Source organism: Chryseobacterium sp. Bi04 (assembly GCF_918698085.1).
Taxonomy (GTDB): Bacteria; Bacteroidota; Bacteroidia; order Flavobacteriales; family Weeksellaceae; genus Chryseobacterium.
Genome location: NZ_CAKKLP010000009.1, coordinates 82,513 through 96,892, shown reverse-complemented (window position 1 = coordinate 96,892; position 14,380 = coordinate 82,513). Strand labels below are relative to the sequence as shown.

Genomic DNA, 14,380 nt, shown 5'->3' with positions numbered 1-14,380 from the left:
CAGCAGTTTTATAACTGCTGCTTTTTTTATATTTGTCAAAAAAACAGAAGTAATGCCGGGTAAATTTTTTTTAATATTTTTTTTATCGCTAACAGTTATTTGTCAGAGTTTCAGAGCTGAAAATGTACATCCTTATCATGTAGGTTCGGTAGAAATAAATTATAACTCAAAATCAAAAACATTTGAGGTAGCCGGAAGGTTTTTCTTAGATGATCTGGAAAACGGGTTGAGTAAGAAGTATGGGAACTCATTTCATTTTAATGATGAAAAATACAAAGCGAGGCTGAACGAAGCCTTACAAAAATATTGCCTGGAGTATTTTAAACTAAAAGCCGATGGCATGTTTCTGAAAATCAGTTATATTGGCTATGAAGAAGATCAGGAATCCGTCAATATCTTCCTGGAATCAGAGCCGGTAGCGAATCCTAAGAAGATAGAAACAGCTGTCAGTTTTCTGTATAATCTGTTTGATGACCAGATTAATATTGTTCATATTATAATAGATGGTCAACGGAAGAGTGAAAAACTATCATATCCTAACCGGTATCTGTATAAACAGTTTTAAATTCCGATTATTCTATAAAAGATAAAAATATAACAGTTACAGTAGAATGTAGCTGTTTTTTAGTTAACCTTCAAGCTGAAGTAAAGTATTGATACCTTTTGCATGAGCATGAAGGTCCGGAAAAAAATCATCATAGCATTGCTGAAGCTTATCTTTATTCTTTAAAAAAGCTTCAAAAACAGGAATGTCTTTTTCCAGGTATTTAGCTTTATTAAGAACATTCTGGATACTGAATTTTATCCCCCAATCTTCACGGTAATTATAAAGCCAGTCATCATGCTCCATTTTTACCAGCATTTTTTTGAAATTCTCCGGAAGCCATTCCTGATGTTCATTCAATACTCTGTAGACCTTCAGTGAATGGGCTTTCCATTCCGCTAAAGAGTTTAGGGAAAGATCCGTGGCTACAAAATAATCCATGGAAACATCTACAAAGGCTCCGGCATATAATCTTACCAGGGGAGCAAATACTTTTTTTGCCTCGTGAATGGCCGGGTGGGAGTCTGTAAAGGTATCAATGGCTCTGTGCAAAGTAATCCCATCCTGAATTGTCTTTGGAAATGAAAAACGATCCTTATTCCGGATAAAATCTTCAAGAAATTGTCCTACGATCTGTCCGTCGGTAAAGGATAGAAAAGAATGAGCCAGATAATTCATATTTTAAAGGTAGGAATTAAATGTGAATGGAAAATGTTTCGTAGGTAAATACTTTTAAATTTAAAGCCCTTCCTGCTTTTTTCTAAATTCAGTAGGAGTCATTCCGGTCATTTTTTTAAAAATAGTATTAAAGGCTGTTTTAGAATTAAACCCGGATTCAAATGCAATTCCTAATACGGAAAGCTTTGTAAAAGACTCATTTGTTAATAACTTTTTAGCATGTTCTATTCTGTATTTATTAACGAAATGAAAGAAATTTTCATTAAAGCCATTGTTCAGAAGATACGAAAGCTGATGGGCATTAATCTGGGCCAGGTCAGAAAGTTTCAGGAGGTTAAGATCACCATCCAGATAAGGTTTTTCCGTTTCCATTAAAACGTGTAACCTCAGTTTCAGAGTTTCAAATTCATGATCGGAAATTAATTTCTTCCTTTCCGTCAGTTCTTGCTCATTTTCTATTTCTATGGCCAATAACTCATTCCGTTGTTCCTTATTGGCCGGGTAGATTTCCTGTTGGCGAAGCACATAATAAAGCGTACTGTAGACAATGAATAAAAACAACAGGTCCATAACCAGATGCTGATGCATTTTGTACACGAAAGTGTTAAACAATTCGTAGCCGACAGTGATGATAATCGTTATGAAAAGCAGAAAACTTAATTTGATAAGCCATTGTAGGTCAATGTTCTCCGTGTTGGAAGAAATTGTTTTAATTCTTCTCTGATGTTTCCTTATTTTAAAATAAATGATAGCAATATAAGGCAGGTTATGAGAAACATCTATCAATAATACTATAATGCGGATGATCGGATTGTTATCAGAATAGAATAATAATATCCAATAGATAACAGGAATGATAAAGCAAACCAGATCTCTCACTTTAAACCTATAATCAGGATTAATAAAAAAAACAACACTGAAGAATAAAAGTATAGGCGTAAATATCTGTACAGCGTATAGTGAATCAATAAAAAACGGCCCTGCAGGAATTCCGCAAAAACGTAAAATATCCAGGACCCAGTAGCTGGACCACAACAATAAAAACATTCCAAAAAAGAAATTGGCTTTCCTGTTGACCCTCATGGGATTTATCAATACCGTAAATGAGAGCAGGGTTAGCCCACCATAAAGCAATACCAGGACAAACTTCTGAATGTTTTCGAGTTGCATTTTTTATGTTTTACTAAAAAAGTCTTTCATGAAAATCTTCAATTTTACTTACTTCCTCAATCTTTATCCCGAATTTTCTTTTTGGAATTTTATTAAGATTGGAAACAAATATTTTCTCGTAGCCCAGTTTTTCAGCTTCCGTAATTCTCTGCTCAATCTGAGCCACCGGACGGATTTCTCCACTTAAACCGATTTCTCCGGCAAAACAGAAGTGTTCGGAAATGGCAATATCTTCATTGGATGAAAGAACAGAGGCAATCACAGCCAGGTCAAGAGCCGGATCATCTGTTTTGATACCTCCGGTGATATTAAGGAAAACATCCTTAGCTCCAAGTTGAAAACCTGCTCTTTTTTCTAATACCGCCAACAGCATATTCAGCCTTTTCGAATCAAAGCCTGTTGAACTTCTTTGTGGAGTTCCATAAACGGCTGTACTTACCAAAGCTTGAATTTCCAATAACATCGGGCGGTTTCCTTCCAGGGTTACAGCTACTGAATTACCGGAAAGCTCTTCAAATTTCTTGGTAATCAGAATTTCAGAAGGATTTTTAATTTCCTTTAATCCCTGTGAGATCATCTCGTAAATTCCGATTTCAGAAGTAGATCCAAAACGGTTTTTATTGGCTCTTAGCAATCTGAAAAGATGATTCCTGTCCCCATCGAAGTTTAAAACTACGTCTACCATGTGTTCCAGTACCTTAGGGCCGGCAATCTGACCGTCTTTGGTGATATGTCCTACCAGAAATACAGGAGTACTGTTTTCCTTGGCATATTTAATAATTTCATTAGAACATTCTCTGATCTGAGAAACGGTTCCCGGGGAACTTTCAATCAATTGAGACTGAAGAGTCTGAATAGAGTCAATAATGATAAAATCAGGTTCCAGTTTTTTGGCTTCATGAAGAATCTTTTCCAGTGATGTTTCGGTGAAAAGAAAACAGTTTGGATTTTGAACATCCGTAAGCCTGTCTGCCCTCATTTTAATTTGGGAAGCACTTTCCTCACCTGAAACATAGAAGACTTTTTTCTTCATTTTTAAGGCAAGCTGAAGTAGCAGTGTAGATTTTCCGATGCCGGGTTCCCCGCCAATCAGGGTAACCGATCCTAAAACGATTCCGCCTCCCAGTACACGATTTAGTTCTTCGGAAGGGGTTTTTATTCTCGGTTCTTCACTGGTTTCCACTTCAATGATGTTGATCACATGCTGTTTGGTTTTGGAAAACGGAGGAGTCTTATGAGAGGGTTTTTCTACCACCTCTTCCACTAAAGTATTCCATTCTCCACAGTTTTTGCATTGTCCCATCCACTGAGAGTATTGAGAACCACAGTTTTGACAGAAATATGCTGTTTTCAGTTTTGCCATACTGCGAAGTTATAAAAAAATGCATTTTTTTTCCGAAGTTTTACTGGATTTAATAATAAAAACTAACATACATCAATGTCAGAAATATCTTTTATATATTAGCTTTGTCTAATTAAAATAGTAATATAAAATATAATTACAATGAAAAAAGTATTTTTATCCTTCGTGTTCGCTTTATTAAGTGTGGCAGGTTTTGCACAAGGGAGCTGGACAATAGACCCTATGCATTCTTCTGTGAATTTTACGATTAAGCATATGGGAATCAGCTTTGTTCAGGGCAGATTCGATAAATTCAGCGGAACGGTAACTACAAAAGGGGCTAATCTTGAAAATGCAGCTTTCGATATTGCTGTGGAAGCTGAAACTATCAATACAGGAGTAGAGATGAGAGACAAGCATCTTAAAAGTGATGATTTCTTTGGGGCAGGTAAGTATCCTTCAATACTATTGGAAGGAACCTCTGTCGTAAAAGATAAAAACGGCCCTTATACGTTAAAGGCAAAACTGACCATTAAAGATGTACAGAAGGAAATTGCCATCCCTGTAACATTTGGTGGAATAACAAAAAATAAGAATGGAAAAGAAGTGATGGGACTGCAGGGGAAATTCACTATTAACCGTTTGGATTATAATATCAAATATGACCCTACCGGAACGGGAGTAGCAAAAGATGTTGATATCAACGTTTACCTTGAATTGGTAAAACAATAATTGTATATCATCTTAAATAAAAAGGTTTCCAATTCCATGGAAACCTTTTTTTGTTTTTATCATTCTAAAGGCTCTCAGCCTGAGAAATTTACTTTTCCTGAATAATAGATAATACGGCTGCAAAAATCATCAATTGGTATATGTTAACTCCTTGTGATTTGGATTGAATATGTATACTGAAGTAATGGTGGGTACTGCTTTTTGTGATTTGTTTATACTCAATATAAATATTTTTTTTAATCAGGTTTTATTATTGTTTGAAGGCTGTTTTAGTATTTTCAAAATCTAAAAGATTGCTTTGTGTTTCTTTTTCCCCTAACTTTGCACAAACCTAATCTAATGAGTAAAAAGAATACAAAGTACATCTTTGTGACAGGAGGTGTAACTTCATCTTTGGGAAAAGGAATCGTGTCTGCTTCTCTGGGACTATTGCTAAAATCACGCGGTTTTAACGTAACGATCCAAAAACTTGATCCTTATATCAATATCGACCCGGGAACATTGAATCCTTATGAGCATGGAGAGTGCTATGTAACCGAAGATGGTGCAGAGACGGATCTGGATTTAGGCCACTATGAGCGTTATCTTGATGCTCCTACTTCCCAAAATAACAACGTTACTACAGGAAAAATCTACCAGACTGTAATTGAAAAAGAAAGAAAAGGAGACTTCCTTGGAAAAACAGTTCAGGTGATTCCTCATATCACTAACGAAATCAAACGCAGAATTAAAATCCTTTCAAAACAGAACTACGATATCATCATCACAGAGATCGGAGGAACAGTAGGGGATATTGAATCTTTACCATACATTGAAACTGTTCGTCAGTTGAAATGGGAATTGGGAGAAAGTAATTCTATGGTTATCCACTTAACATTATTGCCATACCTGGCTTCAAGTGGAGAGTTAAAAACAAAACCATCACAACATTCAGTACGTCAATTGATGGAGAGTGGAATTATGGCTGATGTTTTGGTTTGCAGAACAGAGCATAAAATTCCTAAAGATCAAAGAGCAAAACTGGCACAATTCTGTAACGTTGCTTTGGAAAACGTTATTGAGTGTAAAGATTTGGAAACCATCTATGAGGTTCCAATGTATCTTCAGAAACAGAATTTCGATGATGTAGTATTGAAAGAACTGGATCTGAAAAGTGATAAAACAGCTGATCTTAAAGACTGGAAGAATTTCCTGAAGAAATTCCAGAACCCTAAAAAGAAGGTAGAGATTGCGTTGGTAGGAAAATATGTTTCCCTTCAGGATTCATATATTTCTATTGCTGAAGCATTTAAACATGCCGGTGCTGATCTTGAAACTGAAGTGAAGGTAAGATGGGTATACAGTGGAGATATTACAGAAGAGAATATTAAGGATGTTCTGAAAGGAGTGAACGGTATTCTTGTAGCTCCGGGATTTGGAGACAGAGGAATAGAAGGGAAAGTTCTTACTGCAAAATATGCAAGAGAAAACAAAATTCCTATGTTGGGAATCTGTTTGGGGATGCAGATCATGACCATTGAATTTGCAAGAAATGTTCTTGGACATACCAAAGCGAATTCAGTAGAATTTGATACAGCAACGCCTGATCCTGTGATTTCATTGATGGAAGAACAGAAAAATGTAGTAGATAAAGGAGGAACAATGCGTCTTGGAGCATGGAAATGTGCTTTGAAAAACGGATCGAGATTATTTGATGTTTACGGAAGTAAAAATATTTCCGAGAGACACCGTCACCGTTATGAATTCAACAGTGAATACCTTCAGGAATTTGAAAAGAACGGCTTCCTTGCTACAGGTACCAACCCTGAAACAGGATTGGTAGAGGCTCTTGAACTTCCTGGTCACCCATTCTATGTAGGGGTTCAGTATCACCCTGAATATAAGAGTACGGTAGCAACGCCTCATCCTTTATTCAGAGCTTTCATTAAAGCTTGCGAAACATCTAAGTAGATAGTTTAGTATTTGGAAAGAATGTATAAGTACATTACGTTGTTCCCAATAAAGAATACTAAATGTCCGTATAAAAAGAAATAAGGTAAAATTTTATCATAAACGTCTTACTATAAACTCAGGCTGATTATTCTCAGCTTGAGTTTATTATATAGTAACGTAGTAAAGCATAGAGTTTTGATAAAAAAACAGTATTTTTGTCAGCTCAAAAAAGTACATGATTAATGTACTTTCTAAAATTTAAAATTTTAATATAAAATAAAATGCAACAAAACAACGGAATCGATAAGAAGCAAATGATTAGTTTCGCGGTTTTATGCCTGGTTCTCTTCGGCTTTATGTTCTATTTTCAGAACAAGCAGGCAAAAGAAGAGCAGTTAAAAGCTGAGCAGCAGAAAACTGAACAGGTTAAAAACCCGGTAAAACAAACTCAGGCAAGTAATATCAATCCAAATGTAACTCCCGGTTCCATCCAGACAGCAAGTCTGTCGAACAAAGAATTAAATGTAGAATTCTCAAGTTTAGGAGGACAGGTTTCTAAAGTACAGCTTTCAGAATACAAAGCATATGATCACAAAACAGATCAGGCAGATCTTCCTCTTTATCTGATCAATAAAAATAATTCAAATTACGGATTCCAGTTTAAAGATAAAACAGGAAAGGTTGTTAATACTAAAGATTTAGTTTTTGCCCCTTCTGTTAATGGAAATGCTGTGACACTAACAGCTGATTATAACGGTGCTGTTATTCAGTTTATTTATACATTACTCCCAAAATATACTTTAGATTTTAAAGTAAGAACGCAAGGACTTTCTAAAATTACTTCAGATAATAAAGCAGATTTTATCTGGGATTATAGTGTAAGAAACTTAGAAAAAGGTCGAGCTCAGGAGCAGACTCATTCAGAATTCTCCTATGCTTTTAATAATTATAAAGATTATGATTATGATGGAAGAACTACGATGGAAGAGGAAAAAGAAACCCTTAACTGGATTGGTGTAAAGCAACAGTTCTTTACTTCTGTTATTGAGGCTAAAAATGGTTTCACACAAAGTAAAGGAAACCAGGAGTCGGTGGAAGAAGGGGAGTATCTGAAAAAATTAAACTATGAAGGTTTCGTTCAGATGACCGGAAGTGAGCTGAATCAGGATTTTACCTGGTACTTTATGCCACTGGATCTGAAATTGTTGAAATCATACGATAAAAATTTTGATGAGATTCTTCCATTAGGATGGTCTTTTATCGGATGGATGAACCGTGGGTTCTTTATGCCGATGTATAACCTTATTGCTGATTGGGGATTAACTGCAGGTTGGGTAATCTTCCTGATGACTATTATTGTAAAATTGATCTTGTCACCCATTATGTATAAGCAGCATAAGTTGAGTGCGATGATGAAAGTAATCCGCCCGGAAATTGATGAGGTAAATGCTAAGCTGAAAGATGCAGACCCAATGAAGAAGCAACAGGCTACTATGGAGGTTTACAGAAAGGCCGGAGTTAACCAGATGGCAGGATGTTTACCCGCATTGGTTCAGATTCCAATTTTCTACGCATTATTCCGTTTCTTCCCGAACTTTATTGATTTAAGAGGTCAGGGGTTCTGGTTTGCAAAAGATTTGACAGCTTATGACGATTTGATTAAATTACCATTTAAAATTCCTTTCCTGGGAGATCACTTGAGTATTTTTGCATTGGCGTGTACTATTGTTATCTTAATTTATACGGTGATGACTTCAGGAAATATGCAGCAGCCTCAGCAGGAAGGAATGCCAAATATGAAAGTATTGATGTATATTTTCCCGATTACATTCCTATTCTTCCTTAACACTTCAGCGTCCGGCCTTTCATGGTACTATTTCGTATCGAATGCGATCAATATCTTAATTATCTTAGTTATTAAGTATGTGATTCTGGATGAGAAGAAAATTCATGCTCAGATTCAGGCTAATAAAGAAAAGCCTAAAACGGAAGGTAAATTCCAAAAAAGAATGAGAGAAATGATGGAGAAAGCTCAGGATCAGCAAAAAGCTCAGGAGCAACAAAGAAATAAAAAGAAATAGTCTAATATATATGACATAAAAAAAGAGAAGCTGTTTAACTGCTTCTCTTTTTTTATGTTGTAAATCTGATGATATTCAAGGGTATTGCTTTTAATCATACTTTAATCTGAATGACTGTCTGTGATGTTTTGTGGGGCCATGCTTTATCAAAGCTTCCTGATGCTTTTTTGTAGCATACCCAAAGTTGGTATCCCAGCCATATTCCGGATGTTCTTCATGCAGCTCGATCATTAATCTGTCTCTGTAGTTTTTTGCAAGAATAGAAGCTGCAGCAATAGACAAGACTTTTGAATCTCCTTTGATAATACATTGATGAGGAATAAAATTATAGGGATGGAATTTGTTGCCATCTACTAAAATAAGTTCAGGAGTGATTGCTAATTTATCCAGAGCGCGATGCATAGCATGGATGCTGGCATTGAGGATGTTATGTTCATCGATGAATGAAGGAGGCAGTTCAGCGATGGCATAAGTCTTTACATTGTCCTTGATATAATCATCCAATTCCATTCTTGTTTTAAAAGTTAATTTTTTTGAATCATTAACTAAATTTTGCTTAAAACTGTCATCCAAAATTACAGCCGCCGCAACCACTGGTCCGCTTAAACAACCTCGTCCTACTTCGTCACATCCTGCTTCAATATAAGCGTCTGACCACCTATGTAATAACTGTGTATCTATATCTTGCATAAGACTGTAAAATTAGTAAAAACAAACCTATTAAACAGAGGTTTCATCTGTTTTTTGAAATTCTGAAAATAAATCATTTTTAAGTTCATGAATTAAAATAAATGATCGATAATAATATGATTTTTATGATTTGTCAAGAGGGTTTAAAATTGCTTTTTTTTAACCTAAAAACAATTTTACTTAATGGTACTATATTGGTGCTTTTGTTACGTTAATTTATTTATGATTTTTGTGATTTTTTGTTGCGGTTGTAGCTTGTTGCTCGCGGTTTATAGAACGTTTTTTCAGGTTTTAAGATAAGAAAAAATAATATGCAATACATTGTATTGTTGGAATTATTACTACTCCTAAAGTTTATTTTCATGTGTATGTTGTTTGTTTACAGTGTTTTATATTATTTGATTGTCTGGAATTTACATAGATGATGTCAATAATGATAATCGTTAGTATTTTTGGAAGAAAAATGTTTAATTTTTTTTTAATATTTGTTAAAAAAAACAATTTTAACATATTTTAATAATTTTTGTCTTTATTTGTTTGGGAATTTTTGAATAGTTAATAATTTTTTAAGAATTTATTTTGTGTTGTTAATAAAGTTTTACAAATTTGTACGGATACAAAATTAAATTTGATATGAAGAAACTAACAACGAGTCTACTTGTAGTGGTATTGTCTTCATCTGTTGCTATTGTAAGTGCTCAACAGAAGAAAAATGATACCGCCACGCAGACTAAAGAGATTGAGGGTGTAGTGGTGACTGCATTAGGTATTAAGAGAGAAAAGAAAGCTCTTGGATATGCCTCTCAAGAAATCAAAGGGGACCTTATTTCTGATGCAGGGCAAACGAACGCTGTAAGTGCATTATCAGGAAATGTTGCGGGGGTCCAAGTTACTGCTCCTTCTTCTATGGGGGGATCTACAAGAATTACAATGAGGGGGATTAGTTCCGTTACTGGAGAAAACCGTCCGTTAATTGTTGTGGATGGAGTTCCTTTAGATAACTCAAATATTAACAATGTTGATACTCAAAGAGGAGCTGGAGGTAGAGACTATGGAGATGCTACATTTGATATCAATCCTGACGATATTGAAAGTGTAACAGTATTAAAAGGAGGACCGGCAGCTGCATTATATGGATATAGAGCTGGAAACGGAGCCATTATCTATACTACAAAATCTGCTAAGAAAGGAAGAACTGAAGTTCAGTTTAATACTGGAGTTTCCTTTGAATCTATTTACATCAGACCAAAATTGCAAAACCTATATGGTGGTGGTTCAGAATTAGCCTTGCAAACTGAAGATATTAATGGTGTAACTTATAATCTTCCTGAATTTGGAACAGATGAAAGCTGGGGGCCTAAATATGATCCGAATTTATATTATTTAGGATGGGACTCATTTGATCCTGAATTTGGTGGTCAATATATGAAGTTGAAACAATGGGTTGCTCCTAATAAAGATGTTGATGACTTCTTTAGAGTTGGAACAAATTATACAAACAACATCTCTGTTGCTAAATCATTTGAAAATACCAATGTAAGATTATCTTATACCAATACAAAAATTAACGGTATTGTACCAAATTCTGAAATTAAGAAAGACAATTTCAGTTTAAATGTTAGCTCTAAATTATCTGATAATTTAAAAGCTGACGCACTCTTTAATTATGTTCATACTGCAGGTTTCAACAGACCGGAACAAGGATATGGAGATAATTCAGTAGCACAGAAGTTTTATCAGTGGGGACAAAGACAGCTTGATTTTGCAGAATTGCAAAATTATAAATTAGCAAATGGAAGGCAGAGATCATGGAACAGAACATCATGGGAAGATGGTACTCCAGCCTTCTCAGATAACCCTTACTGGACTATCTATGAAAATACTTCTGATGATAGCAGACATAGATTCTATGGAAATGCTGGGCTAACGTATAATTTCTCTAAGAAAGTATATGTTTCCGGTAAAGTATATGGAGATACCTATTCACAAACAATCACTTCGAGAGTAGCCGTTGGATCAGCTGCACAATCTGAATATAATGTTCGAAAAAGTAATAATTCTGAATTCAACTATGAAGGAAGATTACACTATAATGATAATTTCGGAGATTTCAGTTTAAATACCTTTGCTGGATTTAACATTATGAACCGTAAATGGGACATCTTAGAGGGTAATTCTGTTGGAGGATTAATTATCCCTAATTTATATAATTTAGCTAATAGTAGAGAAATACCAAAGGCAAGTAACTTATCTTATCACTTAGGAGTACGAAGTCTATTTGCATCGGTTTCTTTGGGATATAAAGACTTTTTATTCTTAGAGGCTACAGGTAGAAATGACTGGTTCTCTATGCTAAATGATGATCAGTTTTACCCTTCCGTAACAGGTAGTTTCGTATTCTCTAAGCTTCTTAAAACAGACTGGATCTCTTTTGGAAAGGTGAGAGCAGGATGGTCTAGAATTGCTGGAGGTTCTGATCCATATATCAGAGGAACTTTTGCATCTATAGGGACTGCATTCTCGGGAAGCCCTATTTATTCTATGCCTAGTACTAAAGGTAATGCAGATATTAAACCTGAGATCAAAACGACCAAGGAAATTGGTTTAGAAATGAACTTCTTCAAAAATAGAGTAGGATTTGATGTTACCTATTATGATGTGAGAAGTACAGATCTAATTATTCCGTTACCAATTGATCCTGCAACCGGATATGGATTCAAAAGAACAAATGCCGGGTTGATGACCAACAAAGGTATCGAAGCAATGGTTAATATTACTCCTGTAAAAACTTCTGATTTCTCTTGGGATTTTACATGGAACTTTACGAGAAACCGAAACAAGCTTGAAGAATTACAAGGAAATCTTGAAAACTATATCCTGACTAATGCTCCGTTCAGAGTACAGTTAGCCGCTCAGGTTGGATATTCATATGGGGTAATTCTGGGAACTGATTTTGTATATGATGCAAATGGTAATAAGGTAGTAGATGCAAATGGACGTTATAAAGCATCAGAGATTAAGTCTTTAGGTTCAGTACTTCCTGATTACAATATGGGATTCAGAAACTCTTTCAAATATAAAAGTTTTGGATTATCTTTCCTGATTGATGTTCAGCAGGGAGGTAAATATTTCTCAACAACTCATATGTGGGGGATGAATAACGGGATGCTTGAAGAAACTGCTCTTGGTGGAAATAGAGAAGCCGGTGTGATTCTTCCGGGGGTTAAAGAAAATGGAACTCCTAACGATATTCGATTAGATGCTGTAACATGGGGGAAATCATATTATAACACCGTTGATGCACAGAATGTTTTTGATGCAAGTTACATTAAGTTAAGAGATATTACTTTATCTTATGATCTGCCAAAATCATTTATAGGTAATTCTATTCAAGGTATCAGAGTATCAGCGTTTGCAAGAAATCTTTTCGCTTGGAATCTTGACTTCAAGGGGGTGGATCCGGAGAATACCTCTTATGGATCAGGTAATATTCAAGGGTTAGAAGGTGGTTCTTTACCATCTACAAGGATGTATGGAGTTAATGTGAATTTTAAATTTTAAATTACAATGAAAAAAATATTTTCAATAATAGCAGTAGCAGGTTTATCTTTAGCACTTAACAGCTGTGCGGATAAATTTGATGAAATAGACACCAACCCAAACTCTACGGAGAATCCATTACCAACAGGATTGTTCAACAATGGGAACAAAGAGTATATGGATTTCACAAGAGATGGTTGGGTATCAGGAAGAATGATGTTACCATTTGTTCAATATTCAGCACAAAAAATATATACTGAAGAAGACAGATATCAGTACAGACTTACTACAGGAGATCAATTGTGGGCAAGAACTTACTACGTAGCCCAGGATTATAAAAAAATTATCGATTATAATATTGACCCGGCTACTAAAGGTAAGATGCTTGCGTATGGAAGTAATGAAAACCAGATCGCTGCTTCAAGAATTATGTTATCTTATGTATTCGCTAACCTGGCAGATGCTTTTGGTGATATTCCATATTGGTCTTATGGTAATAAAGATGCTGATTTCCAAGCATTAAATATCGAAGGTACTTTGCAACCTAAATTTGCTACACAGCTAAAAGTATACACGGATATCTTAAAAGAACTTAAGGAGGCTTCAGAAATGATTGACTTTTCTAAAGATAAGGTTTTCTCTGAAGGTGATCAATTGTTTAAAAGTCCTGCTAAGCTTAAGAAATTTGCAAATTCATTAAGGTTGAGAATAGCAACCCGACTGAAAGGAGCTGTTCCGGGAGCAGAAGCACATATTGCAGATGCTATTGCTTCAGGAGTAATGACCTCTAATGATGACACTGTAGGCTTAACTTATGAAAACAATCTGGTTAATCCATCACCATTCTTTTCAACCTATATTAGCAGATCTGACTTTTCTGTTTCAAAGCCATTTGTTCAGTTGCTTAAAGGAGAGAAGGGCGTTTTTGGTGTAGATCCTAGAATTTTTAAATATGCAGCTCCAATATCTAATTCAGCAACTGATATTAGAGAGTATACAATGACTGAAGCTACCAGTATAAGTGAAATCCAGGGGATGCCTTATGGTGTGCCATCTTCGTTGACATCAAGCCAGTCAGGTACAGCAAGTTACTTTGGTAAAGATATCTTGAAACCTGGTTTTACTGAAATATTCATGGAGTATGCAGAGGTTGAATTCTTATTATCAGAAGCGAACGGATGGTCACAAGCTAATTACGAAAAAGGAGTGAAAGCATCTATGGAAAGATGGGGTATTGATGCAGCTAAAATCAATACATTCGTAGCTGGACTTCCTGCAGCAAGTAAAGCAAATGTAATCACGCAAAAGTATATCGCATTGTTTATGCAGCCTAATGAGGCTTGGTCAGAATATAGAAGAACCGGATACCCGAATACATTGTTATTGCCTGGGCAAACGGCTAATCTTAATAAGCCATCCGCAACCGGGGTAACTACCTATACATTTACGTCACTTATTGCTGGCTTAACAGATGTACCAACCAGAATTTTCTATCCAACTACTGTGCAGACATTAAATACAGCGAATTATCAAGCTGCGTCTGCTTCTATCGGAGGAGATAAAATGGATACCAAATTAATTTGGGACAAAAATTAATATCTTTAACAACATTCATATTATACCGCCTTCGGGCGGTTTTTTTGTTTTTATAAGTTTGTATTTTAGATTCTT

General features: G+C 35.4%; 10 protein-coding genes. 6 read left to right on the top strand and 4 right to left on the bottom strand.

The genetic code is table 11. From position 1 onward, the window contains the following. Positions 1–52 precede the first annotated feature (52 nt). On the top strand, positions 53–565 hold the full coding sequence (locus tag LQV47_RS14760) for a DUF6702 family protein (RefSeq protein ID WP_230038139.1): 513 nt from the start codon (positions 53–55) through the stop codon (positions 563–565). Positions 566–628: 63 nt separating this feature from the next. Here the strand turns inward: LQV47_RS14760 and LQV47_RS14755 are convergent, their stop codons facing one another. The 3 genes from LQV47_RS14755 to radA are packed head-to-tail and all read right to left on the bottom strand — an operon-like array spanning position 629 to position 3,755. Then, positions 629–1,222, bottom strand: coding sequence for an ACP phosphodiesterase (locus LQV47_RS14755; protein ID WP_084085556.1), 594 nt, complete (start codon positions 1,220–1,222; stop codon positions 629–631). A gap of 60 nt (positions 1,223–1,282) precedes the next feature. Then, positions 1,283–2,392 (bottom strand): helix-turn-helix domain-containing protein, encoded by a 1,110-nt coding sequence (locus tag LQV47_RS14750; RefSeq protein WP_230038137.1) that lies wholly within the window; start codon positions 2,390–2,392, stop codon positions 1,283–1,285. Positions 2,393–2,405: 13 nt separating this feature from the next. Next, complete coding sequence (gene radA / locus LQV47_RS14745; protein WP_047493277.1) at positions 2,406–3,755, bottom strand: DNA repair protein RadA; 1,350 nt, start codon at positions 3,753–3,755, stop codon at positions 2,406–2,408. 141 nt (positions 3,756–3,896) lie between these two features. On the opposite strand from radA, the gene LQV47_RS14740 reads away from it, so the two are divergent. From LQV47_RS14740 to yidC, 3 genes are all read left to right on the top strand, one after another. After that, complete coding sequence (locus tag LQV47_RS14740; protein ID WP_202271547.1) at positions 3,897–4,466, top strand: YceI family protein; 570 nt, start codon at positions 3,897–3,899, stop codon at positions 4,464–4,466. A gap of 339 nt (positions 4,467–4,805) precedes the next feature. Further along, entirely contained in the window at positions 4,806–6,416 is a 1,611-nt protein-coding gene (locus LQV47_RS14735) for a CTP synthase (RefSeq protein WP_230038135.1), read from the top strand. Positions 6,417–6,679: 263 nt separating this feature from the next. Beyond that, on the top strand, positions 6,680–8,479 hold the full coding sequence (gene yidC / locus LQV47_RS14730) for a membrane protein insertase YidC (RefSeq protein ID WP_230038133.1): 1,800 nt from the start codon (positions 6,680–6,682) through the stop codon (positions 8,477–8,479). 90 nt (positions 8,480–8,569) lie between these two features. Here yidC and LQV47_RS14725 read toward each other — a convergent pair whose 3' ends face one another. Further along, positions 8,570–9,169, bottom strand: a complete 600-nt coding sequence (locus tag LQV47_RS14725; protein ID WP_230038131.1) for a ribonuclease HII — start codon at positions 9,167–9,169, stop codon at positions 8,570–8,572. A gap of 633 nt (positions 9,170–9,802) precedes the next feature. Between LQV47_RS14725 and LQV47_RS14720 the strand changes: the two genes are divergently transcribed. After that, positions 9,803–12,730 (top strand): SusC/RagA family TonB-linked outer membrane protein, encoded by a 2,928-nt coding sequence (locus tag LQV47_RS14720; RefSeq protein WP_230038129.1) that lies wholly within the window; start codon positions 9,803–9,805, stop codon positions 12,728–12,730. 6 nt (positions 12,731–12,736) lie between these two features. Next, complete coding sequence (locus LQV47_RS14715) at positions 12,737–14,305, top strand: SusD/RagB family nutrient-binding outer membrane lipoprotein (protein WP_230038127.1); 1,569 nt, start codon at positions 12,737–12,739, stop codon at positions 14,303–14,305. The last annotated feature ends 75 nt before the right edge of the window (positions 14,306–14,380 follow it).

Coding starts and splice junctions, on each gene's coding strand:
- LQV47_RS14760 (WP_230038139.1), top strand. CDS start 53: ATGCCGGGTAAATTTTTTTTAATATTTTTTTTATCGCTAACAGTTATT.
- LQV47_RS14755 (WP_084085556.1), bottom strand. CDS start 1,222: ATGAATTATCTGGCTCATTCTTTTCTATCCTTTACCGACGGACAGATC.
- LQV47_RS14750 (WP_230038137.1), bottom strand. CDS start 2,392: ATGCAACTCGAAAACATTCAGAAGTTTGTCCTGGTATTGCTTTATGGT.
- radA (WP_047493277.1), bottom strand. CDS start 3,755: ATGGCAAAACTGAAAACAGCATATTTCTGTCAAAACTGTGGTTCTCAA.
- LQV47_RS14740 (WP_202271547.1), top strand. CDS start 3,897: ATGAAAAAAGTATTTTTATCCTTCGTGTTCGCTTTATTAAGTGTGGCA.
- LQV47_RS14735 (WP_230038135.1), top strand. CDS start 4,806: ATGAGTAAAAAGAATACAAAGTACATCTTTGTGACAGGAGGTGTAACT.
- yidC (WP_230038133.1), top strand. CDS start 6,680: ATGCAACAAAACAACGGAATCGATAAGAAGCAAATGATTAGTTTCGCG.
- LQV47_RS14725 (WP_230038131.1), bottom strand. CDS start 9,169: ATGCAAGATATAGATACACAGTTATTACATAGGTGGTCAGACGCTTAT.
- LQV47_RS14720 (WP_230038129.1), top strand. CDS start 9,803: ATGAAGAAACTAACAACGAGTCTACTTGTAGTGGTATTGTCTTCATCT.
- LQV47_RS14715 (WP_230038127.1), top strand. CDS start 12,737: ATGAAAAAAATATTTTCAATAATAGCAGTAGCAGGTTTATCTTTAGCA.